Source organism: Pedobacter nototheniae (genome assembly GCF_032678625.1).
Classification (GTDB): domain Bacteria; phylum Bacteroidota; class Bacteroidia; order Sphingobacteriales; family Sphingobacteriaceae; genus Pedobacter; species Pedobacter nototheniae_A.
This window is the reverse complement of the sequence record NZ_JAVTSO010000003.1, coordinates 42856-68173: the sequence shown is the minus strand read 5'-3', so window position 1 is coordinate 68173 and position 25318 is coordinate 42856. Positions and strand designations below refer to the sequence as shown.

The 25318-nt window shown below is 36.9% G+C and carries 17 protein-coding genes; 14 read left to right on the top strand and 3 right to left on the bottom strand.

The features are described from left to right. Positions 1-183 precede the first annotated feature (183 nt). From R2Q77_RS10345 to R2Q77_RS10295, 11 genes are all read left to right on the top strand, one after another. On the top strand, positions 184-2274 hold the full coding sequence (locus R2Q77_RS10345; RefSeq protein WP_316803660.1) for a HEPN domain-containing protein: 2091 nt from the start codon (positions 184-186) through the stop codon (positions 2272-2274). A 91-nt stretch (positions 2275-2365) separates the two neighbouring features. After that, entirely contained in the window at positions 2366-3136 is a 771-nt protein-coding gene (gene cobA / locus R2Q77_RS10340; protein WP_316803659.1) for a uroporphyrinogen-III C-methyltransferase, read from the top strand. Further along, positions 3120-4631, top strand: coding sequence for a TSUP family transporter (locus tag R2Q77_RS10335; RefSeq protein ID WP_316803658.1), 1512 nt, complete (start codon positions 3120-3122; stop codon positions 4629-4631). The genes cobA (R2Q77_RS10340) and R2Q77_RS10335 overlap by 17 nt, the downstream gene beginning before the upstream one ends. A gap of 3 nt (positions 4632-4634) precedes the next feature. Further along, positions 4635-5351 carry a phosphoadenylyl-sulfate reductase gene (locus R2Q77_RS10330; protein WP_316803657.1) on the top strand — a complete coding sequence of 239 codons (717 nt, stop codon included), beginning with the start codon at positions 4635-4637 and terminating at the stop codon, positions 5349-5351. Positions 5352-5510: 159 nt separating this feature from the next. Then, entirely contained in the window at positions 5511-6416 is a 906-nt protein-coding gene (cysD, locus tag R2Q77_RS10325) for a sulfate adenylyltransferase subunit CysD (RefSeq protein WP_316803656.1), read from the top strand. A gap of 67 nt (positions 6417-6483) precedes the next feature. Beyond that, the gene (locus R2Q77_RS10320) at positions 6484-7734 is read left to right on the top strand and encodes a sulfate adenylyltransferase subunit 1 (RefSeq protein ID WP_316803655.1); all 1251 of its coding nucleotides are present in this window, start codon (positions 6484-6486) and stop codon (positions 7732-7734) included. 230 nt (positions 7735-7964) lie between these two features. After that, positions 7965-8429, top strand: a complete 465-nt coding sequence (locus tag R2Q77_RS10315; RefSeq protein ID WP_316803654.1) for a hypothetical protein — start codon at positions 7965-7967, stop codon at positions 8427-8429. A 1023-nt stretch (positions 8430-9452) separates the two neighbouring features. Further along, positions 9453-10247, top strand: a complete 795-nt coding sequence (gene cobA / locus R2Q77_RS10310; RefSeq protein ID WP_316803653.1) for a uroporphyrinogen-III C-methyltransferase — start codon at positions 9453-9455, stop codon at positions 10245-10247. A gap of 245 nt (positions 10248-10492) precedes the next feature. Continuing rightward, complete coding sequence (locus tag R2Q77_RS10305) at positions 10493-11905, top strand: glycogen synthase (protein ID WP_316803652.1); 1413 nt, start codon at positions 10493-10495, stop codon at positions 11903-11905. An 8-nt stretch (positions 11906-11913) separates the two neighbouring features. Next, positions 11914-13182, top strand: a complete 1269-nt coding sequence (locus R2Q77_RS10300) for a glucose-1-phosphate adenylyltransferase (protein ID WP_316803651.1) — start codon at positions 11914-11916, stop codon at positions 13180-13182. A gap of 304 nt (positions 13183-13486) precedes the next feature. Beyond that, positions 13487-15271, top strand: a complete 1785-nt coding sequence (locus R2Q77_RS10295; protein ID WP_316803650.1) for a glycoside hydrolase family 15 protein — start codon at positions 13487-13489, stop codon at positions 15269-15271. Between the two features lie 96 nt (positions 15272-15367). Here R2Q77_RS10295 and R2Q77_RS10290 read toward each other — a convergent pair whose 3' ends face one another. From R2Q77_RS10290 to R2Q77_RS10280, 3 genes are all read right to left on the bottom strand, one after another. Next, positions 15368-17539, bottom strand: a complete 2172-nt coding sequence (locus R2Q77_RS10290) for a bifunctional alpha,alpha-trehalose-phosphate synthase (UDP-forming)/trehalose-phosphatase (RefSeq protein WP_316803649.1) — start codon at positions 17537-17539, stop codon at positions 15368-15370. Between the two features lie 81 nt (positions 17540-17620). After that, a complete protein-coding gene (locus R2Q77_RS10285; RefSeq protein ID WP_316803648.1) occupies positions 17621-18982 on the bottom strand; it encodes a HAMP domain-containing sensor histidine kinase in 1362 nt (453 codons plus the stop codon). A 14-nt stretch (positions 18983-18996) separates the two neighbouring features. Then, on the bottom strand, positions 18997-20367 hold the full coding sequence (locus R2Q77_RS10280; RefSeq protein ID WP_316803647.1) for a sigma-54 dependent transcriptional regulator: 1371 nt from the start codon (positions 20365-20367) through the stop codon (positions 18997-18999). Between the two features lie 178 nt (positions 20368-20545). On the opposite strand from R2Q77_RS10280, the gene R2Q77_RS10275 reads away from it, so the two are divergent. The 3 genes from R2Q77_RS10275 to R2Q77_RS10265 all read left to right on the top strand — a co-directional run bounded on the left by R2Q77_RS10275 (position 20546) and on the right by R2Q77_RS10265 (position 25274). Beyond that, positions 20546-21790, top strand: coding sequence for an efflux RND transporter periplasmic adaptor subunit (locus R2Q77_RS10275; protein ID WP_316803646.1), 1245 nt, complete (start codon positions 20546-20548; stop codon positions 21788-21790). 93 nt (positions 21791-21883) lie between these two features. Continuing rightward, on the top strand, positions 21884-22582 hold the full coding sequence (locus tag R2Q77_RS10270) for an ABC transporter ATP-binding protein (RefSeq protein WP_316803645.1): 699 nt from the start codon (positions 21884-21886) through the stop codon (positions 22580-22582). 334 nt (positions 22583-22916) lie between these two features. Continuing rightward, on the top strand, positions 22917-25274 hold the full coding sequence (locus R2Q77_RS10265) for an ABC transporter permease (RefSeq protein WP_316803644.1): 2358 nt from the start codon (positions 22917-22919) through the stop codon (positions 25272-25274). The last annotated feature ends 44 nt before the right edge of the window (positions 25275-25318 follow it).

The window sequence follows — 25318 nt, the reverse complement described above, 5'->3', positions numbered from 1 at the left end:
ATATACTTTATATATTTGGCAGATGAAATTTAATGTAAATCATAAATTTATGTCTAACCAATTGATGTGTTGTTACTGTACAGTAGCATAAGGGGCGATCTATACTTATAATTTATATAAAAATATTTGATGCTTCCCACTAAAAAAGGAAGCATTTTTTGAATAAAAGCAAAACAACAAAACATGCAAAGTTTCAGAACAGAACTCGAAAACCCAGTTATTGAGCAGGATATTATCGATTTGGAAAAGAAGATCAGGGCTTTTCGGGACGGAACCATACACGACGAGAAGTTTAGAAGTTTACGTTTAGCCCGGGGTGTTTATGGCCAGCGCCAACCAGGGGTACAAATGGTACGCATAAAATTGCCCTTCGGTAAGATTACTTTTAAGCAGTTATTGCGTATTGCTGATATTGCTGATGAATATGGTAGTGGAAATTTACACTTAACTACCCGTCAGGATATTCAGATTCATTATGTAAGCTTAGACCGCACCCCAGAGCTTTGGTCCAAACTGGAGCAGGATGATATCACCCTTCGCGAAGCATGTGGAAATACGGTTCGTAATGTAACCTCATCACCAAATGCAGGGATTGATCCGGACGAACCTTTTGATGTTTCGCCTTATGCACAGGCTGTTTTTGTTTATTTTTTGCGTAACCCGATTTGCCAGGAAATGGGCAGGAAAATTAAAATTTCCTTTTCCTCAAGCGATAAAGATACCGCATACAGTTATATCCACGATTTGGGCTTTATACCTAAATTAAACGAAAAAGGTGAACGCGGATTTAAGGTTTTGTTTGCCGGCGGTTTAGGGGCTCAGCCCTTTTTAGCAAATGCAGTGCACGAATTTTTGCCGGAAGATCAGTTAATTCCTTTTACAGAATCCGTTCTACGGGTTTTTGATCGTTATGGAGAGCGAACCAATAGAAATAAAGCACGTTTAAAATATTTAGTGCAAAAATTGGGTCTGGAAGAAGTTTTACGTCTGGTTGCCGAAGAACGAATTGCCAATAAAGTAAAAACTTTTAAAATAGACTTAACTACAGTTCCTCAGCCACCTTTGCCTTTAGCGCAAAACTATGCGGAGGTTAATCTAGAAAATGAAAAACATTATCAACACTGGCGGGCCACAAACGTAATAGAACAGAAACAGGGTGGTTTTTACGGCGTTTACATCAAAGTGCAAGTGGGTGATATTAAAACAGATAAAGCACGTGCTTTGGTTGATGCCATAAGGAATCATGTTGCCGACGAAATCAGGATTACCCAAAATCAGGGCTTGCTTTTGAAATTTGTAAGAAAAGAAGCTTTGCCTTCCTTATATGCTGCTTTGGATAAAATTGGCTTTACCACAGCAGGTTTTGATAGCCTGGCCGATATTACAACTTGTCCGGGAACAGATACCTGTAATTTAGGTATTTCTAATTCTATGACTTTAGCTGAGGTTTTGGAAGATGTAATTTATACCGATTTTCCTGAATTTATTTACGAGAAAAATATCAAAATTAAGATCAGCGGGTGCATGAATTCTTGCGGGCAGCATGGTCTTGCCGAAATTGGTTTTCACGGCAGCTCGGTAAAAGCCGAAGGGAAAGTAGTGCCCGCAGTACAGGTTATGCTTGGTGGCGGAACCGTAGGAAATGGTTTCGGAAGGGTAGCCGAAAGGGTAATTAAAGTGCCTTCTAAAAGAGCAACAAGTGTTTTGCATTTTATTTTAAATGATTTTAAAGCCAATAACCTGGAGGATGAAAACTTCCACCAATATTATGACAGAAAAGGTAAAGATCATTTTTATCAATTATTAAAACCACTGGCTGATTTAACCAATCTTCAAACCGAAGAATTTGTAGATTGGGGCCATATAGAACAGTTTGTTACGGCAATTGGTGTGGGCGAATGTGCAGGTGTAGTAATTGATTTAGTTGCAACTTTATTGCTGGAGGCCGATGAAAAATTTGATTGGGCAAAGCAAAACTTAGAAAAAGAAGCCTACGCCGATGCCATTTACCATACCTACAGCACTTTTGTTAGCGCAGCGAAATCTTTATTGCTGGATAAAGGGGTAAACAGCAGCACGCAGGTTGGCGTTATCCGGGAGTTTGATAATCACTATGTAGAAACCGGAGAATTTAGCTTAACGAGCAATTTTTCTGATTTGGTTTTACAGATTAATAAAAATGAACCAACAGCTGAATTTGCGCAGCAATATTTCGAAGAAGCCAATCAATTTTTAAACCAGATTAAAGAAAAGAGAGCAGCCATAAAAGGATAGCAGAATGGAGAAACTGAATGATTTGCAAAAAGAGTAAACACTCAGCAAAAAACATTCAAAATCCAATTATGCTCTAATTAAAAAGTAAAAGATGATTAATCAGAATAAAGAATCAAAAATAACCCTTTTAGGTGCTGGTCCGGGTGATCCGGATTTACTAACTTTAAAAGGTGTAAAAGCTTTGCAAACAGCTGACGTAGTTTTGTACGATGCCTTAACCAATGAGGCTTTGTTGGAGCACGCTCCTGCAAATGCAATTAAAGTTTATGTTGGGAAACGTTCAGGAGAACATTCTTATCCGCAAGATACCATTAACAAACTCATGATTGATTATGCACTTAATTATGGCCATGTGGTACGTTTAAAAGGAGGCGATCCGTTTGTGTTTGGAAGAGGTTATGAAGAATTGGATTATGCGGCTTCTTACAGCATTCCGGTAAGTGTTATTCCGGGTATTTCCAGTTCTATCGGCGTTCCCGGCTTACAGCAAATCCCTGTAACGCACCGTGGTTTAAGCGAAAGTTTTTGGGTAATTACAGGCACAACAACTTCTGGAGCGGTATCAGCCGATATTTATCAGGCAGCAGCATCGAACGCTACCGTTGTAATTTTAATGGGTTTAAAAAAGCTGGCCCAAATTGTAGAGATTTTTAAAGCAGCAGGGAAAAGTAATTTACCGGCAGCAGTAATTCAGAACGGATCGGCTGAGGATGAAAAACTGGTTGTTGGGAGCGTAGAAAATATTGAAAATTTAGTTAGCAGAGAAAACATTAAAGCACCAGCCTTACTTATCTTTGGTGAAGTGGTTTCCTTGCATCCTTCATTTAAAAAACTGGTAAAACAATATGCAGCTATCGCCTAACCAACAAAATAATGAATCGGCCTTTTCTGAAGAAGAAAAAGGTAATCAGCTGTTTCCGGTTTTTGTAAAACTGAATAAGTTGCATACATTATTAATTGGTGCAGGTAATATCGGGCTGGAAAAACTTCGTGCAATTGTAAATAACAGCAATCAGGCAAAAATTACAATTGTTGCCGAGTTTATTTTACCCGAGATTTATGAAGTGATTAAAGATTATTCGCAGATTAAAGTAAAGCAAAAAAGCTTTGATGTTAGCGATTTAGATGATATTGATATTGTTTTTGCAGCAACCAATAATCAGATTTTAAATGAGGAAATCAGGGCGGTAACACATGAGAAAGGCTTATTAATTAATGTTGCCGACAAACCCGATCTTTGCGATTTCTATTTGGGATCTATTGTACAGAAAGGTGATTTAAAAATTGCCATTTCAACCAATGGTAAATCGCCAACTATAGCTAAGCGCTTAAAGCAGATTTTAAATGAAGGTTTACCAGCAGAGTTGGATGCTACTTTGCAAAACATGAGTGCTTTAAGAAACACCTTAAACGGTGATTTCACATCAAAGGTTAAAAAACTAAATAAGGTTACCGAAAGTTTGGTTAACCCGCGAAAGAATTTTTTTGAAGCTAATATTAAATGGCTAATCTGGATTGCAGCCATTTTATTATTGGCAAGTGCAGGTGTTACTTTATGGAATACCGAACCAGCTTTTCAAACTTTTTTCATTAATATAGACCCATTATTTTACTGGTTTTTAGGTGCAGGTTTTGTATTTGCCCTAATTGATGGTGCAATAGGCATGTCGTATGGAGTAACCTCAGCATCATTTTCTTTAGCAATGGGTTTACCACCGGCATCCGCAAGTATGGCCATTCACATTTCCGAAGTAATGAGTAATGGTATTGCAGGCTGGATGCACTATAAAATGGGCAATGTAAACTGGAAACTATTTAAAATATTAATTATTCCGGCTATTATTGGCGCTGTTTTAGGTGCCTATATTTTGTCGTCATTAGAACATTACAGTTCTTATGTAAAACCTATAGTTGCCGTGTACACTTTATTTTTGGGCGGTGTAATCCTAATGAAAGCTTTTAATATTAAAAGAAAGAAAGCAGATCAGAAAATAAAAAAAATAGGACTTTTAGGCTTTGTAGGTGGTTTTATCGATGCCGCTTTTGGTGGCGGATGGGGTTCAATCGTTTTATCGAGCTTAATTGCCGGAGGCCGGCATCCTTTATTTTCATTAGGAACAGTAAAAATTAGCCGCTTTTTTATAGCCACATTAAGTTCTTTAACATTTTTTACCATGTTGGGTGGTAAACATTGGGAAGCGGTACTGGGACTGATTATTGGAAGTGCAGTTGCATCGCCAATTGCAGCAAGGGTTTCTAACAAAATTTCGGCAAAAACCATTATGGTAGCCGTAGGAATTATTGTAATGGTTGTAAGCTTGCGCAGTGTGGTTATGTTTATTTTAAAATTATTTTAAGGGATGGGGAATTTAGAGGAGATCAAAGAACAATTAAAAGGCTTAAATACCATTGAAAAATTAAAATTTTTAGCCGAACAATATGCTGGTAAAATTATATTTTCGACCAGTTTTGGTTGGGAAGATCAAGTAATTACACACTTAATTTTTGCCAATAACATTCCGATAAAAGTATTTACTTTAGAAACAGGAAGGCTATTTCCTGAAACCTATTATGTTTGGAACCGTACATTGGAAATTTATAATAAGCCCATTCATGCTTATTATCCTAAAAACGAGCTGTTGCAGGATATGGTAAATACTAAAGGGCCAAACAGTTTTTACGAATCGGTAGAAAACAGGAAGGAATGTTGTTACATCCGTAAAATAGAGCCCTTAAAAAGAGCATTAAAAGGAAATGAAATCTGGGTAACCGGAATCAGGGCCGATCAAAGCGCCAATCGGGAAGATATGCATGATATGGAATGGGACGAAGGCAATCAGCTAATTAAATTCCATCCAATTTTTGCCTGGACCTTAGAAGATGTAAAAGAATATATTAAATCAAATAATATAGTTTACAATACCTTGCACGACAAAGGTTTTCCAAGTATTGGCTGTGCCCCTTGTACAAGAGCAGTACAGCCGGGCGAAGATTTTAGAGCAGGAAGATGGTGGTGGGAAGACCAAAGTAAAAAAGAATGTGGTTTGCATGCTACTGAGGTAAAAGTAGAAGGCTAAAGCTGAAAGACTAAATCGAAAAGCCTGTAATACAGATTAAAAAAACTTTCCGCAAGGAAATCAATTGGATAACAACAAAAATATAAAGAGTTGAAAAAGGAACAGCGCCGAGCAGCAATCTTCCAACCTTTCAACAATCAAACATTACAACATTTTATAATGAGTACATATAATTTTGATTATTTAGACGAACTGGAGGCCGAGGCCATTCACATTTTACGTGAAGTAGCAGGGCAATTTGAAAAACCCGCGCTATTATTTTCGGGAGGCAAAGATTCTATAACACTCGTTCGTTTGGCAGAAAAAGCTTTCCGTCCGGGTAAATTTCCTTTTCCTTTAGTCCATATAGATACAGGTCATAATTTTGAAGAAACCATTACCTATCGCGATAAGATGATTGAGCGGATTGGCGAGAAATTAATTGTTGGCTCCGTACAGGAATCGATAGACCAGGGAAAAGTTGTTGAACAAAAAGGTAAAAATGCAAGCCGGAATGCTTTGCAAACCGTTACACTGTTAGATACCATTGCTAAATATGAATTTGATGCCTGTATTGGCGGTGCCAGGAGGGATGAAGAAAAAGCAAGGGCTAAAGAACGCATCTTCTCTGTGCGTGATGAGTTTGGTCAGTGGGATCCAAAACGCCAGCGTCCTGAGCTTTGGAACATTTACAATGGAAAAATACATAAAGGAGAAAATGTGCGTGTTTTTCCAATCAGCAACTGGACAGAACTCGATGTTTGGAATTATATACGTAGAGAAAAGATCGATTTGCCAAGCATTTACTTTGCACACAACCGTGATTGCATTACAAGGAATGGACAGCTTATGGCTGCATCGCCCTTTTTAAATATGGATGAAGAGGATGTTGTGATTAACAAAACTGTACGCTTCCGTACCGTAGGTGATATGTCTTGTACGGCTGCGGTAGAATCCGAAGCCACTTTAATTGACGATATTATTTCGGAAATTAGTGCTTCAAAAATTTCGGAACGTGGTGCACGTATGGACGATAAAGTATCTGAAGCGGCCATGGAAGACAGAAAAAAAGGAGGGTATTTTTAGTCGGGAGTTCGGAGTCTTTAGGCTTTATTCACTAATTCAATTCCCATTCATTCAATCATTTTTTAACATGAATATATTAAAATTTTTTACAGCGGGCAGTGTAGATGACGGTAAAAGTACCCTTATTGGCCGTTTGTTATACGATACAGATTCCATTTTAGCCGATCAATTGGAGGCTTTACAGAGCTCTAACCGTAAAAATGACGACGGAACAATTGACCTGGCTATTTTAACCGATGGTTTAAGAGCTGAGCGCGAGCAAGGTATCACGATAGATGTGGCTTACAAATACTTTCAGACAGAAAAACGTAAGTTCATTATTGCCGATACCCCAGGCCACATTCAATACACCAGGAATATGGTTACAGGTGCATCGACAGCTAATTTAGCCATTATTTTAATTGATGCCCGAAACAGTGTGGTAGAGCAAACTATCCGTCATTCGTACATCGTTTCTTTATTGGGAATCAAACACGTAGTGGTTTGTATCAATAAAATGGATATGGTTGATTATAGCGAAACGGTTTATACATCGATTATCGAGAAATATAAAATCCTGGCCAAGCAACTTAAGCTAAATGATGTAACCTACATCCCGGTTAGTGCTTTAAAGGGTGATAACATTGCGCAAACTTCTGAACGCATGGATTGGTACGAAGGAGAAAGCCTGTTACATTTCTTAGAAAAGGTAGATACCGATAATTTAGATAAATCTCAACTGGCGCGGATGCCGGTACAATGGGTTATCCGTCCGCAGACTGAAGAATTGCACGATTACCGTGGTTATACAGGCCGTGTATTGAGTGGAACATTTAATTTAAACGATAAAGTAAGTGTATTGCCTTCGGGAGCAAGCTCTACGATTGAGAAAATCGAGTTTTTCGATCAAACACCTGATGCTGCACACGCGGGTCAGTCGGTTATTATCCATTTAAAAGATGATGTGGATATTAGTCGTGGCGATACCATTGTAAATGCTTCGACTTTGCCGCAAGAATCGAAACTGATTGAAGCCGATCTTTGCTGGATGGATGCACGCGCACTCGATACTTCTATTATGTACAATATTCAGCATAACAGTAAAGTAACCCGTTGTAAAATAAGCGAGATTTTGCACAAAGTAGATATTAATACCCTCGAAAAACATGCTGCTGAGGAGTTTAAACTAAACGATATTGGTCGGGTGATTATTAAAACGGCTGATGCCTTGGCGTTTGATTTATATGATGATAACCGCGCAAATGGCTCAGCTATTTTGGTCGATAGCCGTACCAATTTAACCGTTGGTGCATTAATGTTCAGAGCGGCAGTGGAATAGTAGTAAATGTAAAAATAGGGAATGTGCGATGGATAATGTATTCAGAAAAACACAACCGAATATAAGATGAAGACCTTAGATTGCAAGATTTAAGGGGAAAGCAATTTCGGCGGGGCATCGTTTTACGGTAGCCCCGTTTTTCGTTTAAAATTATTATCTTAATTATGGAAATAATTAAAACTTTTCATCTGATTAACATATTATAAGAAAAAACCTTAATTACAAACAACATGAAAAGAAATCTTTTGTACCTGACCTTTGCGGCCATTCCATTTGTTTTTGCCTGTAACCAGTCTGAAAAAAAAGCGGATACCGCAAAAAAAGACTCTGTGATTAATCAAACCTGTTATGCTGCTTCGTTTGAAAAAGATAGTGCAGCGATAATCGTTAAAACCATGGAATCTGGAAAAGTAACTGGCTCGTTATTGATTAAATATGCCAATAAACCCCAAAATAATGGTAAGATAGCTGGTAAATTTAGCGGCGATACTTTGTATGTAGATTACCGGTTTAATACAGGTAAAGATACCACTACTGTGTTTACAAATCCGTTGGCATTTTTGAAAAAAGATGGTAAACTGGTGATGGGGGTTGCACAGATTGAAACCACTATGGGCCGGTCGTATTTCGTAAAAGGAAAACCAATTAATTATGACGCCGGAAAATTTATTTTTGAAACGGTTCCCTGTAAATAAAATTTAATACTTAAACAGAATGAAATCCTTAAGTCTAAAAGTGATTACCAGTATTATCATTATTTTGATTTTTATAAAAATAACTTATTCCTTTAATGTTGAATATAAGCGTGGATTACATTTCGACCATACCATTGGCAATGTGATTCTTATGTTTATCGGTTTCTTAATCTTTTTTACCTTATTTAAATGGTTTAAAAAATGAGAATTACGTACTTGCTGAAAGGATAATTTTAGACAATAACACAAAAAAGTCTTGGCAAAATGCTAAGACTTTTTTGTGCCGGTTGGTCAGGAAATGTTTTCCTGACCGTCTGATCTGTGGGTTTTTTAATCCACTTTTTGAGTAAGAAGTATAATGGATGGTTTGTGCGGACACAAACCATGGAAGAAATAACATGGAAGATTGCTTCGTCATTCTTCCTCGCAAAGACGAATTTCCATAAAGATTTTGTCATTCTGAGTGCAACGAAGAATCTCTCTCGAAAAGGCACAAAACGTTAGATGTGGTTGGTCAGGAAATGTTTTCCTGACCGTCTGATCTGTGGGTTTTTTAATCCACTTTTTGAGTAAGAAGTATAATGGATGGTTTGTGCGGACACAAACCATGGAAGAAATAACATGGAAGACTGCTTCGTCATTCTTCCTCGCAAAGACGAATTTCTATAGAGATTTTGTCATTCTGAGTGCAACGAAGAATCTCTCTCGAAAAGGCACAAAACGTTAGATGCGGTTGGTCAGGAAATGTTTTCCTGACCGTCTGATCTGTGGATTTTTTAATCCACTCTTTGGCTAAGAAATATAGTGGATGGTTTGTGCAGACACAAACCATGGAAGAAATAACATGGAAGATTACTTCGTCATTCTTCCTTGCAAAGCCGAATTTCCATAAGGCTCTAAACACCTATTGATTACACGGTAAAGGTAATAATAAATTTATTTTAAAATAAATTACTACAATATCTATAGACTTTATATATTTGTATTATTATTGAATGTGAACAAGTATAAAATTTTTCGGTTATGATATTAAATAAAGTAGAAAAAGCGAACATTGAACCACGAATTACTTTAATAGGTGCAGGTCCTGGCGATCCTGATTTGTTTAGTTTAAAAGGTGTTAAGGCATTAAAAACAGCTGATGTTGTTTTGTACGATGCAAATGTGAACGAAGCTTTATTGTGTCATGCGCCAGATGGTATTCCGAAAGTCTATGTAGGTAAACGTACCGACGATGAAGATTTTTCGCAGGAAGCAGTAAACAAACTTATTGTGGATTATGCTTTAAACTATGGTCATGTGGTGCGTTTAAAAAGTGGCGATCCATTTTTCTTTGCAAAAGGTTACGAAGAAATAGATGCGGCCGAATCGTACAGCATTCCTACAGAAATTATTCCAGGTATTTCAAGCGCTACGGGCGCGCCAAGCTTGCAAAAAATCCCTATGATTTATAAAGACCTGAGCGAAAGTTTCTGGGCGGTTACCGGTACAAATTCAAAAGGAGAAATATCTGAAGATTTATACATTGCGGCTAAAACCAAAGCAACTATTGTGGTTTTAAACGGAATAGAAAAGGTAAAAGAAATTGCCGCTATTTTTCAGGCAGAAAGTAAAAATCTGCTTCCGGTTGCAGTTATCCAAAATGGATCATCACCAGATGAAAAAATTGCGGTAGGTATTGTAGATACTATAGCAGAAATAGTAGAAGATAAAAAAATTAATGCACCAGCCTTATTGGTTTTTGGTGATGTGGTTTCGCTGCATCCTCAATTTCAGCCAATTCGCGATTTCTATGAAATTATTGCCGAAGAGTATTAAGGCACTTTAGCCTAAACCTAAATTATATATTTGTTTTGTTTTAAAGCCGCCGGCCTAAGCCTGGCGGCTTTTTTATGCAAATAAAACCAACAGATTCTAACTAAATTATCGACAAATAAGTTCTAAATTATTAGTAAACAGGTGGATTGGAAAAGTATAAATATTTAATTTAAAATAAATTTTGCATTATTTGCAAACAGCAAAACAATTAGTAACTTAACGGGGTTATCTACACCAAATATTTAATGGAAATAATACATATAAGTGCCGAATGTTATCCTGTTGCAAAAGTTGGTGGTTTAGCCGATGTAGTAGGGGCATTACCAAAATACCAAAATAAACTTGGCCATATTGCTAAAGTTGTGGTGCCGGCCTACGATACAAAATTTATCCGCGAAAACAATTTTGAGGTAATTTATGATGCTTGGGGCAATTATGGAAATAACCATTTTCAATATCGAATACTAAAGGAAAAGACCAATAAACTGGGTTTCGATTTATACATTATACACATTCAGGGATTAACAGACAGGCCAAATGTTTACGGTTATTTTGATGATACCGAACGTTTCATGGCTTTTCAGATTGCTGCATTGGATTGGATTGTACAATGGGAACACCGCCCAGATGTAATCCACTGTCACGACCACCATACCGGGTTAATTCCCTTCATGGTAGCCAATTCTATAAAATATCAACCTATTAGTGCGGTACCAACGGTTTTAACCATTCATAATGCGCAATACCAGGGGCAGTTTGGGTGGGATAAACTTTATTACATTCCGGGCTTCGATTTATGGAAATCAGGTTTGTTAGAATGGAATAAAGATATTAATCCTTTGGCAGCAGCAATTAAATGTGCATGGAGGGTAACTACGGTTTCGCCAAGCTATTTAGAGGAGATGAGCTATAATGCGCGCGGACTGGAAAGTTTATTAAGACAAGAACGAAGAAAATCTGTCGGCATTTTAAACGGGATTGACAACGAAGTTTGGGATACACAAACTGATCCTATGCTCGAGAAAAGTTACACAATTAAAACAGTAGAAGCGGGTAAACTGGCAAACAAAACATCGCTTTGCAATGTTTTTGGTTTAGATCCTTCCAAACCGTTGTTTACATTTATCGGTAGATTAGTTGATGAAAAAGGCGCAGATTTATTGCCCGATATTTTTTATACCGCTTTGCAGCAGCATGGCGATAACATTAATGTGCTGGTATTGGGTTCAGGTGATAATTGGGTAGAAGGCAGGTTAAATCAGTTAAAAGAAATCTTCGGAGGAAGATATAATGCATATATCGGATACAACGAGCAGCTATCGCACCAGATTTATGCCGGTGCAGATTTTTTAATCATGCCATCAAGGGTAGAACCTTGCGGCTTAAACCAGTTATATGCATTGAGGTATGGAACCGTACCGGTTGTAAGAAGGGTTGGAGGATTAAAAGATACAGTAATTGATATAGGGGATCAGGGTTTTGGCATTTGCCACGATCAAACCACTATTGGAGATGTTACACATGCCATAAGCAGGGCTGTTGAACTTTATAACGATAAGAAGAAATTTAAAGCTGTGCGCAAAACAATGATGCAAATTGATCATTCCTGGGATAATGCAGCACAACAATATATAGAATTGTACCAAATATTAAAATAAGCTTAAACATGACCGACAAAGTTTTAGGCGTTATCCTTGGTGGTGGCCAGGGATCCAGATTATCGCCATTAACACAAACACGATCTAAACCCGCGGTTCCTATTGCGGGGAAATATCGGCTGGTAGACATCCCAATTTCTAATTGCCTAAATTCTGGCATACACCGCATGTTTGTGTTAACACAGTTCAATTCAGCATCCCTAAACAAACACATTAAAAACACCTATCATTTTAGCCATTTTAGTACGGCTTTTGTTGATATTTTAGCGGCTGAACAAACTGTGCAGAACTCAGGTTGGTTTCAAGGTACAGCCGATGCGGTGAGGCAGTGTATGCATCATATTGTTTCGCATGAGTTTGATTACATCTTAATTTTATCTGGCGATCAGTTGTACCAGATGGATTTTAAAGATATGATTGAAAAACATATCGAGGCAAATGCCGAAATATCTATTGCAACAATCCCGGTAACGGCAAAGGATGCAACCGATTTTGGTATTCTTAAGGCTGATGAAGAAAATATGATTACCTCTTTCATCGAAAAACCAAAAACAGGCCTGGAGGATTGGATTTCGGATACTGGCGAAGAAATGCAGGGCGAAGGAAGAAATTACCTGGCCTCGATGGGTATTTATGTATTTAACCGTGATTTTCTAATTAATATCTTAAATGAGAACCCGGAAGAAAAGGATTTTGGTAAAGAAATTTTACCCAGAGCTATTATGGCCAATCGGGTTTTAAGCTATCAGTACGAAGGTTACTGGACAGATATAGGTAATATTTCATCATTCTTTGAAGCCAATTTAGGTTTAACAGATGAATTACCTAAGTTTAATATGTTTGATAGTAACCATACGATTTTTACAAGGGCGAGGATGCTTCCGCCCTCAAAGATTTCGGGTACTACTTTAGAAAAAACCATTATTGCTGAAGGTTGTATTATACAAGCCAGCAGGGTGGAGCATGCCGTTTTAGGCATTCGCTCACGAATTGGAAAGCATACCGTGGTAACCAATTCTTATATTATGGGAAGCGACAGGTACCAAACCCTGGAAGAAATACAGAATGAAACCAATTCCGGAAATGCATTAATTGGTATTGGCGATCGGTGTTATATTAACAATGCAATTATTGATAAAAATTGCAGGATCGGTAATGATGTTAAAATCAATGGAGGTGATCATCTGGAAGATGGTGATTACGAACTTTATGCGGTTAAAGACGGGATTGTTGTAATTAAGAAAGGTGCAGTTCTTCCAAGCGGAACTGTAATTTAAGATAAAAATTATCATGAACTACAAGCCTGCCCCAATTTCGGGGCAGGCTTTTTTTATTACTCTAAGTTTCCATTATTTCTAAAGCTGATCAAGTGAAAAAACCTATAATAAGTACAGATGAGGACATGAAACGGTAGCAGGTTATTGAAGCTGAACCCTTCATTTCAAAAAAATGATTAAGCTCAGTCTGAAGACGAGCTTAACCATCAAACCTTGCAGTTTTTTAAGGTTAAAAGGTCATTCCTTATAATTTTATTCAACATTTAAGGCATTGACTTGTTACTTATAAAATACAAAATTGCTTATGACAGATAAACACCTGTATCAAACCGGAATAATAGGAAATTGTGCTTTCATTGCACATGTTAATCAAAACACAGATCTATCGTGGTTATGCTGGCCAAGATTCGACAGCCCATTTGTTTTTGGGAGCCTGCTCGATAAAAAGAAAGGTGGCGAATTTTCAATTCGTCCTGAAAAAGAATTTACTTCGCATCAATATTATGTTGAAAATACCAATGTTTTAAGAACTGAAATTACGACCGAAGAAGGGAAATACAGAATTACCGATTTTGCTCCAAGATTTTACCTGTACGAACGTTATTTTAAACCTTTAATGTTAATCAGGAAGATTGAGCCACTGCATGGAAACCCACGGGTAACTATAAAATGTGAGCCAGTTTGTGACTATGGTAAGAGCAAAATGAACATTAGCCAGGGGAGTAACCATATTGATTATATAGGCTGTGATGAAAATATACGCCTGAGTACAAATGTATCTTTAAACTACATTCTGGATGAAAAGGCTTTTGTATTAAATGATACAAAATACTTGATTTTAACTTATGGTTATAACCTGGAAGCGCCAATTGTAAGTACGGCAGAAAATTTTTTAAGAGAAACGGTGGCTTATTGGCGCAGGTGGATAAAACACTCTTCTATTGCAGGTTTTTATCAACCTTTTGTTATTCGTTCTGCTTTAGTTTTAAAAATTCATCAGTATGAAGATACGGGGGCAATTATTGCCGCCAGCACAACGAGTTTGCCCGAATTTCCTGGAAGTACACGAAACTGGGATTACCGTTATTGTTGGTTAAGAGATTCGTTTTATGTACTCACATCTTTAAACCATATAGGTCATTTTGAAGAGATGGAAAGATACTTTAATTATTTATCTGATATTTCTTTCGCAGAAGATGAGCGCTATCAGCCGCTGTATGGAATAACCGGAGAACGGGAAATCACTGAGACAACATTAGACCATTTGGAGGGTTATGAAGGCGAGCAGCCAATTCGTATTGGCAACCAGGCTTACGAGCATATTCAGAATGATATTTATGGACAGGTACTGATTTCTATGCTGCCTCTTTACACCGATCATCGTTTTGTTTTTTCTGAAAGAAGTGATTCTGTTAAATGGATAGAAAGCGTTTTATCAAAAATTGAAAGGACAATTGACGAAAAAGATGCCGGAATATGGGAATTCAGAAACATTGCAAATGTGCATTGTTATAGCAATTTATTTCAATGGGCAGGGGCAAATGCAGCACTTAAAATGGCGAAAACAATTGGAAACCAGGATTTTGAAAACCGGGCGCAGGTTTTGATTGATAAAGCTGCTGCACATATTGAAGCTTGTTACGATCCTGTAAGAAAAGTATACACCAATGCAGTTGGAAGCAACCATTTGGATGCAAGTACTTTACAGTTGATTATGATGGGCTATTTGGATCCAGCTTCTCAAAAAGCCAAAGACCATTTAATTGCTTTGGAGAATGAACTTAAAACGGAAGACGGTTTGTTTTACCGTTACCTGCATGCAGATGATTTTGGAAAGCCAAAAACAACATTTTTAATTTGTGCATTCTGGTATGTAGAAGCGTTAGCCTGTGTTGGCCGGGTTGAGGAGGCAATTAAAGAATTTGAAAACATCATAAAATATTGTAACCACCTTTTATTGTTTAGTGAAGATGTGGATGCTAAAACGGGTAGTCAGTGGGGGAATTTCCCACAAGCCTATAGCCATGTTGGCTTAATGAATGCCGCTTACCGGATTGCCATTAAACTGGACCGGCCTGTATTTTTGTAAAAAGGTCATTAAACAGGAAATGCATCCTTTAAGATGCATTTCTTGTTTAAATATAGCTATGTATTATAGAATAACGACTGCTGTTTAATGAGATTTCTAAACCTGAACCAAAGATCCGAGTAATTTCCTTACCTCGTTAAAATCATTGAGGTAATATTTTGCTTCAGATAAGTTATTGCCTACTTTAACCGTAAAGGCATCATCAGGTAAAGCCCTGAAAATATCTTCATCCGTATGGTCATCACCAAGGGCGAGAATAAAATCAGGTGTTTTATCGTAAAGCCAGTTTAATGCAGCCTTACCTTTGTTAACCTCCATGTTTTTAAATTCAATTACTTTATTGCCTGGCATTAACTGCAGGCCCTTGTCGGCGGCTAGAACCCTCATGTGGCTTACAATTTCATTTGCTCTTAATTCACCCAATCCTTCCTCTGCTTTGCGGTAATGCCAAACCAGCGAATAACTTTTTTCTTCAATAAAAGAACCAGGAGTACGGTCTGTATAAGTTTCTAAAAGTGCACTTATTTCCTGCTTCCACTGGTCGGTAAGTAGCGGTAAGGAGTTCCATTTATCATTGTAGGTTTTTTGCCATGCCCCATGTTCTGCAATTAAATCTACTTTAACATGTCCAAACCATTTTTCTAAAGTTTCGTGCCTGCGCCCGCTAATAATAACCACATGGTTGGAGTCATCGGCTGTTAATTGTTTTAATAGATCATAAAGTTCTGCATCAGGAGAAGCATCGTCAATATTGCCCGAAAAGCCAACTAATGTTCCGTCATAATCTAAAAATAAAACGCGGTTACTGGTATTTTTATATTTTGCTGTAATAACTTCATTAATTGCATTTGCAGCGTGTTTTGTTATTAATGATTTTTGAGAATCTTTCACTTCGTTTAACCTTAAAATAAAATTATTAACCCAATGTTTAACATTGAATTTTTCTACAATAGTCCGCATGGCTTTCATGCGTTGTTTTTGCTCGTCAACAGGCATCTTCAACGCTGTAACAATGGCTTCCATAATGTCGCCCAAATTATTGGGGTTTACAATTAAAGCTTCTGTTAACTCTTTTGATGCACCTGCCATTTCGCTAAGAATCAGAATACCATCCTCATGGTTGCGACTTGCCACATACTCTTTACTCACCAGGTTCATTCCGTCACGCATGGGGGTAACCAAACAAATGTCGGCTGCCGAATAAAAAGCCGATAAAGTTTCAATCGGAAACGACCGGTAAAAATAATTTACCGGAATCCAGTTTAAAGATCTGTATCGGGCATTTAGATTGCCAACAAATTGATCTATCTGCTCTTTTAAATCCCGGTACTGGGGTACGGTATCGCGAGAGGGTACAACAATCATATTCAGCTCTATTTTACCAACATATTCAGGATGTAGTTGCAGTAATATTTCGAGTGCTTTTAAGCGTTCTAAAATTCCCTTACTATAATCCAGCCTATCAATAGACAGGATAATTTTAACCTGTTCTTTTCCTTCTTTTAAAGATTCTACTTTATCTTTCACAATTTGTTGTGAAGCCAATGCAGAGAATTTATCAAAATCAATTCCCATTGGAAAAGCTTCTACCACAATTTGTCTTTCGTTGCTGTTTAAAACATTTGACGAAGAATTAACTGGTAGCAATCGGGTGGCGGTACTGATAAAATGGCGTACATCATCGTACGTATGAAAACCTATTAGGTCAGCGCCGATTAGTCCGTTTAACAGTTCCTCCCGCCAGGGTATAAGCCTGAAAATTTCGTAAGACGGAAAAGGAATGTGCTGGAAAAAGCCAATGGTGGCTTCAGGTAGATGGTTTCTTAAAATTCCAGGTAATAAAAGGAGTTGGTAGTCTTGTATCCAAATTTTATCTTCTTGTTCTAATACTTGTAAAGCGGCACTGGCAAATTTCTCATTAACAGATTTATAACAATCCCAGTAACTTTGTTCGTAATTGGCGTAGGTAACGAGGTAGTGGAATACTGGCCATAAAACTTCGTTTGAAAAACCTTCATAAAAGAGGTTAATCTCCTCCTGCGTTAAAAATACAGGGTATAAATTGAGTGCGGCTAATTTTTGTTTTACTTCTTCCTGCCGTTCTTCCGGAACATCGATTCCTGGCCAGCCAACCCAGATGGAGTTGCCTGTTTTGTAAACGTCGCCAAGTCCGGTTGCAAGTCCGCCTTCACTCGGAATAAAAGTGTATTCATTGTTTTCTTCAATAATTTTAACGGGTAGTCTATTCGATATTATAACTGTTTTCATGCTAAATTGGGATGTATCTATTAAATAAAGCCCTTTAACATGTTTTTGTTTGAATTTTTATCTTAAAAAACATTCAAATGATTAAACATAATTAAATATCAACGAAAAAGTAGTGCCTTCTCCAGGCGTTGATGCAGCCTCAATACTTCCCTTATGCATTTTCATAATGTTGCGGCTAATGGTTAGGCCAATACCCGAACCCGTTTTACGTGTGGTATAAAATGGAACAAATATTTTTTCCAAATCCGCAGCTTCAATACCTTTCCCGTTATCAATCACCTCGATGTATAATTTATTGCTTTCTAACCGATAACTCACCTGTATATGCGGGTGAGGCATTTCTTCTACCGCGTAAATACTGTTCGTAATTAAGTTAATTAATACCTGTTCAACTAATTTTAAATCGAGTTGAACGGTAATTCTGGATGAAGTTTGTTCCACATCGAGTACTACATTGCGAACCTTTGCAAAAGGTTGCATCAACACTTTAATGTGTTTTAATATTTCGCCAATGGTATGCGATTCAAGGTTTGGTGTAGGTAGTTCGGCAATTAAGCGGTAATCTTTAACAAAATCTAAAAGTCCCGAAGATCTTCTCTGGATGGTTTGCAGGGCAGTTTTTAAATCATCCATCTCATCCTCCGTTAAATTTTCTTTATCGGTAACCATTCTGTTTATGGTATCAGATAGCGAACTGATTGGAGTAATTGAATTTAATATTTCATGCGAAATTACACCAATTAACCTGTTCCAGGCTTCAGTTTCCTTCTGCTCTATTTCGTCCTTAATATTTTGAAAACTAATGATGGTATAGTTATTTCCATATAAATTTAAAGGGATAACCTCTGTAGAAAGCTGGATAAATTTATCCTGGATTTTGAGTTCTAAAAACCGTTTGCCACCTTCAATAATCTGATCAACTTCATCGGCAAAAACAGGTAAGTGTTGTTTTAAGCGATGCCAGTATTTATAGGCAGGCACACCAAGCAAGTTGGAGGCAGCCTGGTTAAAAAAGGCTATTTCCATGTTTTCATTCAGCTGCCTTTCGGTATTGTTAACCACAATTACACCTACAGGAACTTGTTCTAAAATGGTTTTAATCAATTGAAACATAGCTTCCTGTTCCAGCCTGATTTGTTTATGTACAAGTAAAATATCACTGAAAGATTCGTACAGCTCAGGGAAACTGCCTTTGGTTGTTTTGTTTTTAAAATTTAAAGTATGGTCGCGGGTTTTTACGGCGAGAATAAACCGCTTAATATCTGCCCTGATTTCGTTAATATAAAGGTATAAGGAAATAATGGTACCAACAAAAATTAAACCCAAACCAATGATGGTAAACCAAAGTTGTGTGTTTTTAATAAGGTAAAATAATAAATACCCCAGCAGGTTAATGATCAGCAGCCGGAATACTAAACGAAAGGTAAAGCGTTTATAAAACATTTTTAGAGGATAAACTATATTCCAAATTTTTCTATTCTGCGGTATAAAGCTGCACGTGTTAACCCAAGTTCGGCTGCTGCTTTTGAGATGTTCCCTTTATGCTTATCGATTGCCTTTTGCACCATCATTTTCTCCATATCTTCCAAGGCCATTTCATCCGGCAAGGCATTATTATTTGAAAAACGCTGCGGACTCAATTGTAAATCTTCTTCAGATATTGTTGTGCCATCGCTCATAATTACAGCCCTTTCCAAAACATGCTGAAGCTCACGCACATTGCCGGGCCAGCTGTAATTTAATAATGCATCTTCTACCTTCGAACTTAGCGCACGGGTTTCTTTATGGTATTTTGAACTAAAAACCTGCATAAAATGGTTGGCAAGCAATAAAATATCCCTTCCGCGTTTACGTAAAGGCGGAAGTAACAATTCAACAGTATTTATCCTGAACAATAAATCCTGCCTGAACGTATTTTTAGCCACCATTTCGTTTAAAGGCATGTTTGTAGCCGTAATTAAGCGTACGTTTATTTTACGCTCCTTACTTTCGCCAAGGCGGGTAACGGTTCTGTTTTGTAAAACACTTAATAATTTGGCCTGCAAGGGTAGCGTTAGGTTTCCAATCTCATCCAGAAATATCGTTCCTCCATCTGCAAGTTCAAATCTTCCCGGTTTATCTTCTTTCGCATCAGTAAAAGCACCTTTGGCGTATCCAAACAACTCACTTTCAAAAAGATTCTCGTTTAAAGAGCCTAAATCTACATGCATAAAAACCTGGTTCTTGCGCTGTGAGTACCTGTGAATTTCATAGGCAAATACCTGTTTTCCGGTTCCGTTTTCGCCCAAAATTAACATGTTGGCATCAGTTGGTGCAACCTTTACCAAGGTGTTTTGCAGTTGTTTTATAACTTCGGCTTCGCCAACAATATTTTCAAAACCCCGGGTCATGTCTTTTTGTAAAGAAGAATGAATTTTTTCGAGCTTCTTTACTTTTCTGGTCGATTCGCGTAGTTTAGATGCAGAAGAAAGTGTAGCAAAAAGTTTTTCATTTTCCCATGGCTTAAGAATAAAATCTGTAGCCCCTTTCTTAATGGCTTTCACCGCCAGTTCAACATTTCCAAAAGCAGTCATCAAAATCACTACATAATCTTTATCAATAGAAAGGATATGTTCCAGCCAATACAGGCCTTCGCGGCCATCACTGGCCCCTTTCTGATAATTCATATCCAGTAAAACGATATCTACCTCATTTTTACTTAATAAAATATTAATCTCTTTTGGCGATTTACAGGTAACAACCTGCTTAACCTGTTGCTTAAGAAATAATCTTGCACTTAGCAGAATATCGTCGTCGTCATCAATAATCAGGACTGTGGCGTCTAACATAAATTTTAATTTGGTAATACGAATTTACTAAAACTGTTCGATCTCGCACATAAACTGTCCGGAAATGAACATTTCGTTGCGTGATTAAATTATAAGTTATTGATTTTTAGTTGTTTATTTTGTTTTATGCTTTTGGCACAAGCTTGGTTATTAAGCAACAAAACAGTACCAACAAACAATGGATAAGAAAATAGAAAAGAAAAGATTTAGCACCAAAACCTTACTAATATTAGGCGGGGCAATTGCATTTGTTGCCGTTGTAATTTATGGCTATACCTTATCATTAAAAAAAGTATATAAAGCTGATGCTGACAAGTTAACGATTAGCAAAGTACAATTTGGCGATTTTGAAGATGTGGTTTTATTAAATGCGAGTGTTGTACCACTTACTTCAGTAATCGTAAGTTCGTCTGAAGGGGGAACTGTAGCAGAAATTTTTACTGAAAATGGATCTTCTGTTGTTAAGGGTGCGCCACTTTTAAGAATTTCCAATTCCAACGCTATGTTAAGCTATACTTCAAGCCAAACGGCAGCAACTGAACAAATTAACCAGTTACGTAAATCGAGATTGGATTTAGAACAGAACCAAAGGGTGTTAAACCAGGATTTACTGGACGTTGAAAATAATTTACGTACTGCCGCAAGACAATATCGTTTGGACAGTGCTTTATATTCGAAAAAAGTAATTACAACACAGGAATTTACAAAATCTAACCAGGATTATGAGTATTATCAGGGTAAACGTAAAATTGTAAGACAAGCCATTCAGCAGGAAAATCAAAGCCGTAAAATGCAACTGGCTCAAATAGACCAGAGTATGGGCCAAATGAATGAGAGTTTGGAAATGATTCGTAAAAACATTGAGAACATGACCATAAAGGCCCCGGTTTCGGGTAAATTATCTTCTTACGATCCTGTAATCGGTAAATCTTATACTTCCAATGAAATGATTGGAAAAATAGACGTTTTACAAGGTTATAAATTGCAGGCGGGTGTAGATGAGTATTATATTAACAGGGTAAAGGAAGGCCAAACTGCAAGTTGCGAGTTTAATGGAAAAACATACAACTTAACCGTTAGTAAGGTGATTCCAGAGGTTACTGCAGGACAGTTTCAGGTAGAAATGGTTTTTAAAAATGGTTCTCCTGAAGGTTTACGTCGTGGTTTATCCTTACAAACAAAATTAACGTTATCTGACAACAGTAAATCGTTGCTTTTAGCACAGGGACAGTTTTTTCAAAGTACCGGAGGTTCGTGGGTATTTGTGGTAAACAACGGTAAAGCAACCAAAAGAAACGTTAAAATTGGACGCAAAAATTACCTTTATTATGAAATATTGGATGGTTTACAAAAAAATGATGAGGTAATTACTTCTTCATACGATCAGTTTAACCAGTACGATCAGGTAGAGATTAGTAAATAAGTTTAGCGTTTTTAAAAATAAACAATCAGAAAAAATAATAATCAGGTTTTGATACTTGATACTAAATACTAAAATATACTTCATACTAAAATTATGATTAAAATAGAAAATCTGGAAAAAGTTTACAAAACTGAAGAAGTGGAAACCACAGCGCTCAATGGAATTAACCTTCATGTTGCTGCTGGAGAATTTGTATCCATTATGGGACCATCAGGTTGTGGTAAATCAACTTTGTTAAATGTTATGGGCTTATTGGATAAACCGGAAAGCGGAAGCTACAAGTTTATCGATACAGAACTTTTAACCTTGAATGATAGGGAACGCTCTAATTTTCGTAAAAGGAATATGGGTTTCGTTTTCCAAAATTTTAACCTGATTGATGAACTAACGGTTTTTGAAAACATAGAACTTCCTTTAATCTATAATAAAGTGCCCGCAACTGAAAGAAAGAAGTTGGTAAACGAAATTATTGAACGTATGAATATCGTAAACAGAAGCGGGCACTTTCCTCAGCAACTGTCTGGCGGTCAGCAACAACGTGTGGCCGTTGCAAGGGCGCTGGTAACCAAACCAAAATTGGTTTTAGCCGATGAGCCTACCGGAAATTTAGACAGTTCGCATGGAAATGAAGTGATGGAATTGCTTTGCGAATTAAACGAAACTGGAACAACCATTGTGATGGTTACACACTCCAGCCATGACGCCAGCTTTTCTAACCGGATTATCAATTTAAAAGATGGACATGTGATCTCTGAAAAAATAAATAAAAGTAGAAACGAAGAGCTAATATAAGCAAGGGCGGCGTAAGTTTTAAGGTGATGGATTTAATTGTCATAATTTTTCTGCCTTCTACTTGCTCCTTCAACTTCAAACAAGAATTTAGTTTTAGTTAATGATAGCCAGCCCGAAAATCTTCCCGGATGGGAAGAGTGGGATTGGCCCTTTAATTTTTTAACTAAAATAACATAAGGCTGCATTTTAGGTCGTTGCGTTGTTAATGACCAACACCATTAGTTAAATGGTTACTTATTGGTTTGAGCTCGTGGCAGACCTAAAGAAACAACAAAATGCTCCATTAACAAAATCAAGCTTCAGTAAGTTACATTGACTTAACCATACAAATAAAATGTTCAAATTAAATTTTAAGATTGCCCTGCGAAACCTCTGGAAAAATAAAGGATTTACCTTAATTAACTTAGGTGGTTTGGCTATTGGTTTGGCCAGTTGTATGATTTTATTATTGTATGTAGCTTATGAGTGGGGATATGATAAACAATTTACCAATTATAAAAATACCTATGTTGTCTTTAATAATCAAAAAACAGCAACTACAACCTTCACTTTTGGGGCTACTCCTGGCGTTTTAGCAAATGAGGTTAAAACTAAAATTGCAGGAATTTCAAACGTAACACGTTTATCTTATGGTGAATCTAAACTAATTACCTATAACAACAACAACTTTAAAAAATTCGGAACTTTTGCAGATCCTGAATTTCTTAAAATTATAGATTATAAAATTTTAAAAGGTAACCAGAATCACTTATTAAAAAACCCAAATAGTATTGTAATTAGTGAAACTTTAGCTCAGAGTTTATTCGGAAATGAAGATCCGATCAATAAAATTATTAAACTCAACAACAACCAGCCTTTAACGGTTGAGGCTGTAATAGCCGATGCACCTAAAAACAGTAGTCTGCAATTTGATTATATTTTACCATGGGTTTTATTTGAAAATGAAAACCCTTTTATAAAATCGGTGGGTTGGGACAGCAATTTTTGTATGACCCTAATTCAGATGCAAAACAACAGTAATTTTAATGCGGCTGATAAAATCCTGAGGAATTTTTTTCGTAACCAGGATAAAACCAGCAACAACGAGGCGTTTATGTTTCCGCTTTACAAATGGCACCTGTATGGGAAGTTCGAAAATGGAATTTCTGTAGGAGGGAAAATAGATCAGTTAAGGATTTTCTTGCTGCTTGCATTTAGCATATTGTTAATTGCATGTGTAAATTTCATGAACCTTTCTACTGCAAAATCAGAAAAAAGAGCGAGAGAAGTGGGCGTAAGGAAAGCAATCGGCTCCTCGAGAACCAGCTTAGTTAAGCAATTTTTGTTCGAATCTTTTTTATTATCCCTGTTAAGTATGGTATTGGCTTTTGTACTGATTGAAGTAAGCTTACCGTATTTTAATAACCTTTTACACATCACCCTTCAGATTAATTATAGTGATTGGAAATTCTGGTCAACTTTTCTGGGCTTAACCATTATTACAGGTTTTGTAGCTGGAAGTTATCCGGCATTTTATCTGTCTTCTTTTCAGCCTATAAAAGTACTTAAGGGCTTTGCTTTAACCGGAAGTTCTTCTTTATCGGTAAGGAAATTTTTAGTTGTTTTCCAATTTGTATTTGCTGCTTGTTTAATTGTATGTACAGGTTTTATCTACCGTCAACTAAACTATATCAGGGTTAAGCCAATTGGATATGATAAAAACAATTTAATTGAAGTGCCCATTCAGGGCGTATTAAATAGCGCTGAAAAACGCAAATTACTAAAAGATCAGCTTTTAAAATCAGGCGCAGTAACCAATGTAACAGAATATAGTGCCTCTTTAACCGAAGGTGGTAATAATGGCTATGGTGTAAGCTGGCCTGGAAAAGATCCGAATGAAAAAGTATTAGTTAATTTTAGATGGGCAGGTTACGATTTTGTTAAAACAACTGGAATGACTTTGGTCCGAGGACGCGATTTTTCTTCAGCTTTTGCTGATACTGCAAATGTAATTGTAAATGAAGAGTTGATTAAAGTTATGGGTTTAAAAGATCCGGTAGGTAAGCAAATTACCTGGGGAAGACCTATAACCATAATTGGCGTGCTAAAAGATTATGTTATGGAATCGGCCTACAAAAAACCGGCACCATTAATTATGGCAATGAATGGTGGCATGTCTAATATGATTTTAAGGCTTAACCCAAATCAAAATTTAACCTCGTCTTTAAATACCATTGATGGGATTTTCAAAGATATTAACCCTGCTTTTCCAATCGACAGGAAATTTGTAGATGAAAAATTTGAAAGCAAGTTTAGAGACGAGAAATTGTTGGGTACACTTTCAAACTGGTTTGGTGGTTTTGCCATTTTTATTTCTTGTTTGGGTTTATTGGGCCTTGCTTTATACATGGCAGAGCAACGCAAAAAGGAAATTAGCATACGCAAGGTTTTGGGCGCCAGTACCGGAAATATCCTTGCATTACTGAATAAAGATTTTATTAAACTGGTGGCGATAGCCAATATAATTGCTTTTCCGCTTGCATATATTATCGTTAATAAATGGCTTTCAGGTTATGAATACCGGGTTTCAATTTCTTCACTACCCTTTATAGCGGCAATTGGCTTATCCGTTTTAATAGCCATTTTAACAGTAAGTGTACAATCATTTAAAGTGGCAAAAGCCAATCCCATTGATGCATTAAAACACGAATAATTCAATCAGTAGTTAAAACAGCGCAATTAAAAAAAATATACAGG

Coding starts and splice junctions, on each gene's coding strand:
- R2Q77_RS10345 (WP_316803660.1), top strand. CDS start 184: ATGCAAAGTTTCAGAACAGAACTCGAAAACCCAGTTATTGAGCAGGAT.
- cobA (WP_316803659.1), top strand. CDS start 2,366: ATGATTAATCAGAATAAAGAATCAAAAATAACCCTTTTAGGTGCTGGT.
- R2Q77_RS10335 (WP_316803658.1), top strand. CDS start 3,120: ATGCAGCTATCGCCTAACCAACAAAATAATGAATCGGCCTTTTCTGAA.
- R2Q77_RS10330 (WP_316803657.1), top strand. CDS start 4,635: ATGGGGAATTTAGAGGAGATCAAAGAACAATTAAAAGGCTTAAATACC.
- cysD (WP_316803656.1), top strand. CDS start 5,511: ATGAGTACATATAATTTTGATTATTTAGACGAACTGGAGGCCGAGGCC.
- R2Q77_RS10320 (WP_316803655.1), top strand. CDS start 6,484: ATGAATATATTAAAATTTTTTACAGCGGGCAGTGTAGATGACGGTAAA.
- R2Q77_RS10315 (WP_316803654.1), top strand. CDS start 7,965: ATGAAAAGAAATCTTTTGTACCTGACCTTTGCGGCCATTCCATTTGTT.
- cobA (WP_316803653.1), top strand. CDS start 9,453: ATGATATTAAATAAAGTAGAAAAAGCGAACATTGAACCACGAATTACT.
- R2Q77_RS10305 (WP_316803652.1), top strand. CDS start 10,493: ATGGAAATAATACATATAAGTGCCGAATGTTATCCTGTTGCAAAAGTT.
- R2Q77_RS10300 (WP_316803651.1), top strand. CDS start 11,914: ATGACCGACAAAGTTTTAGGCGTTATCCTTGGTGGTGGCCAGGGATCC.
- R2Q77_RS10295 (WP_316803650.1), top strand. CDS start 13,487: ATGACAGATAAACACCTGTATCAAACCGGAATAATAGGAAATTGTGCT.
- R2Q77_RS10290 (WP_316803649.1), bottom strand. CDS start 17,539: ATGAAAACAGTTATAATATCGAATAGACTACCCGTTAAAATTATTGAA.
- R2Q77_RS10285 (WP_316803648.1), bottom strand. CDS start 18,982: ATGTTTTATAAACGCTTTACCTTTCGTTTAGTATTCCGGCTGCTGATC.
- R2Q77_RS10280 (WP_316803647.1), bottom strand. CDS start 20,367: ATGTTAGACGCCACAGTCCTGATTATTGATGACGACGACGATATTCTG.
- R2Q77_RS10275 (WP_316803646.1), top strand. CDS start 20,546: ATGGATAAGAAAATAGAAAAGAAAAGATTTAGCACCAAAACCTTACTA.
- R2Q77_RS10270 (WP_316803645.1), top strand. CDS start 21,884: ATGATTAAAATAGAAAATCTGGAAAAAGTTTACAAAACTGAAGAAGTG.
- R2Q77_RS10265 (WP_316803644.1), top strand. CDS start 22,917: ATGTTCAAATTAAATTTTAAGATTGCCCTGCGAAACCTCTGGAAAAAT.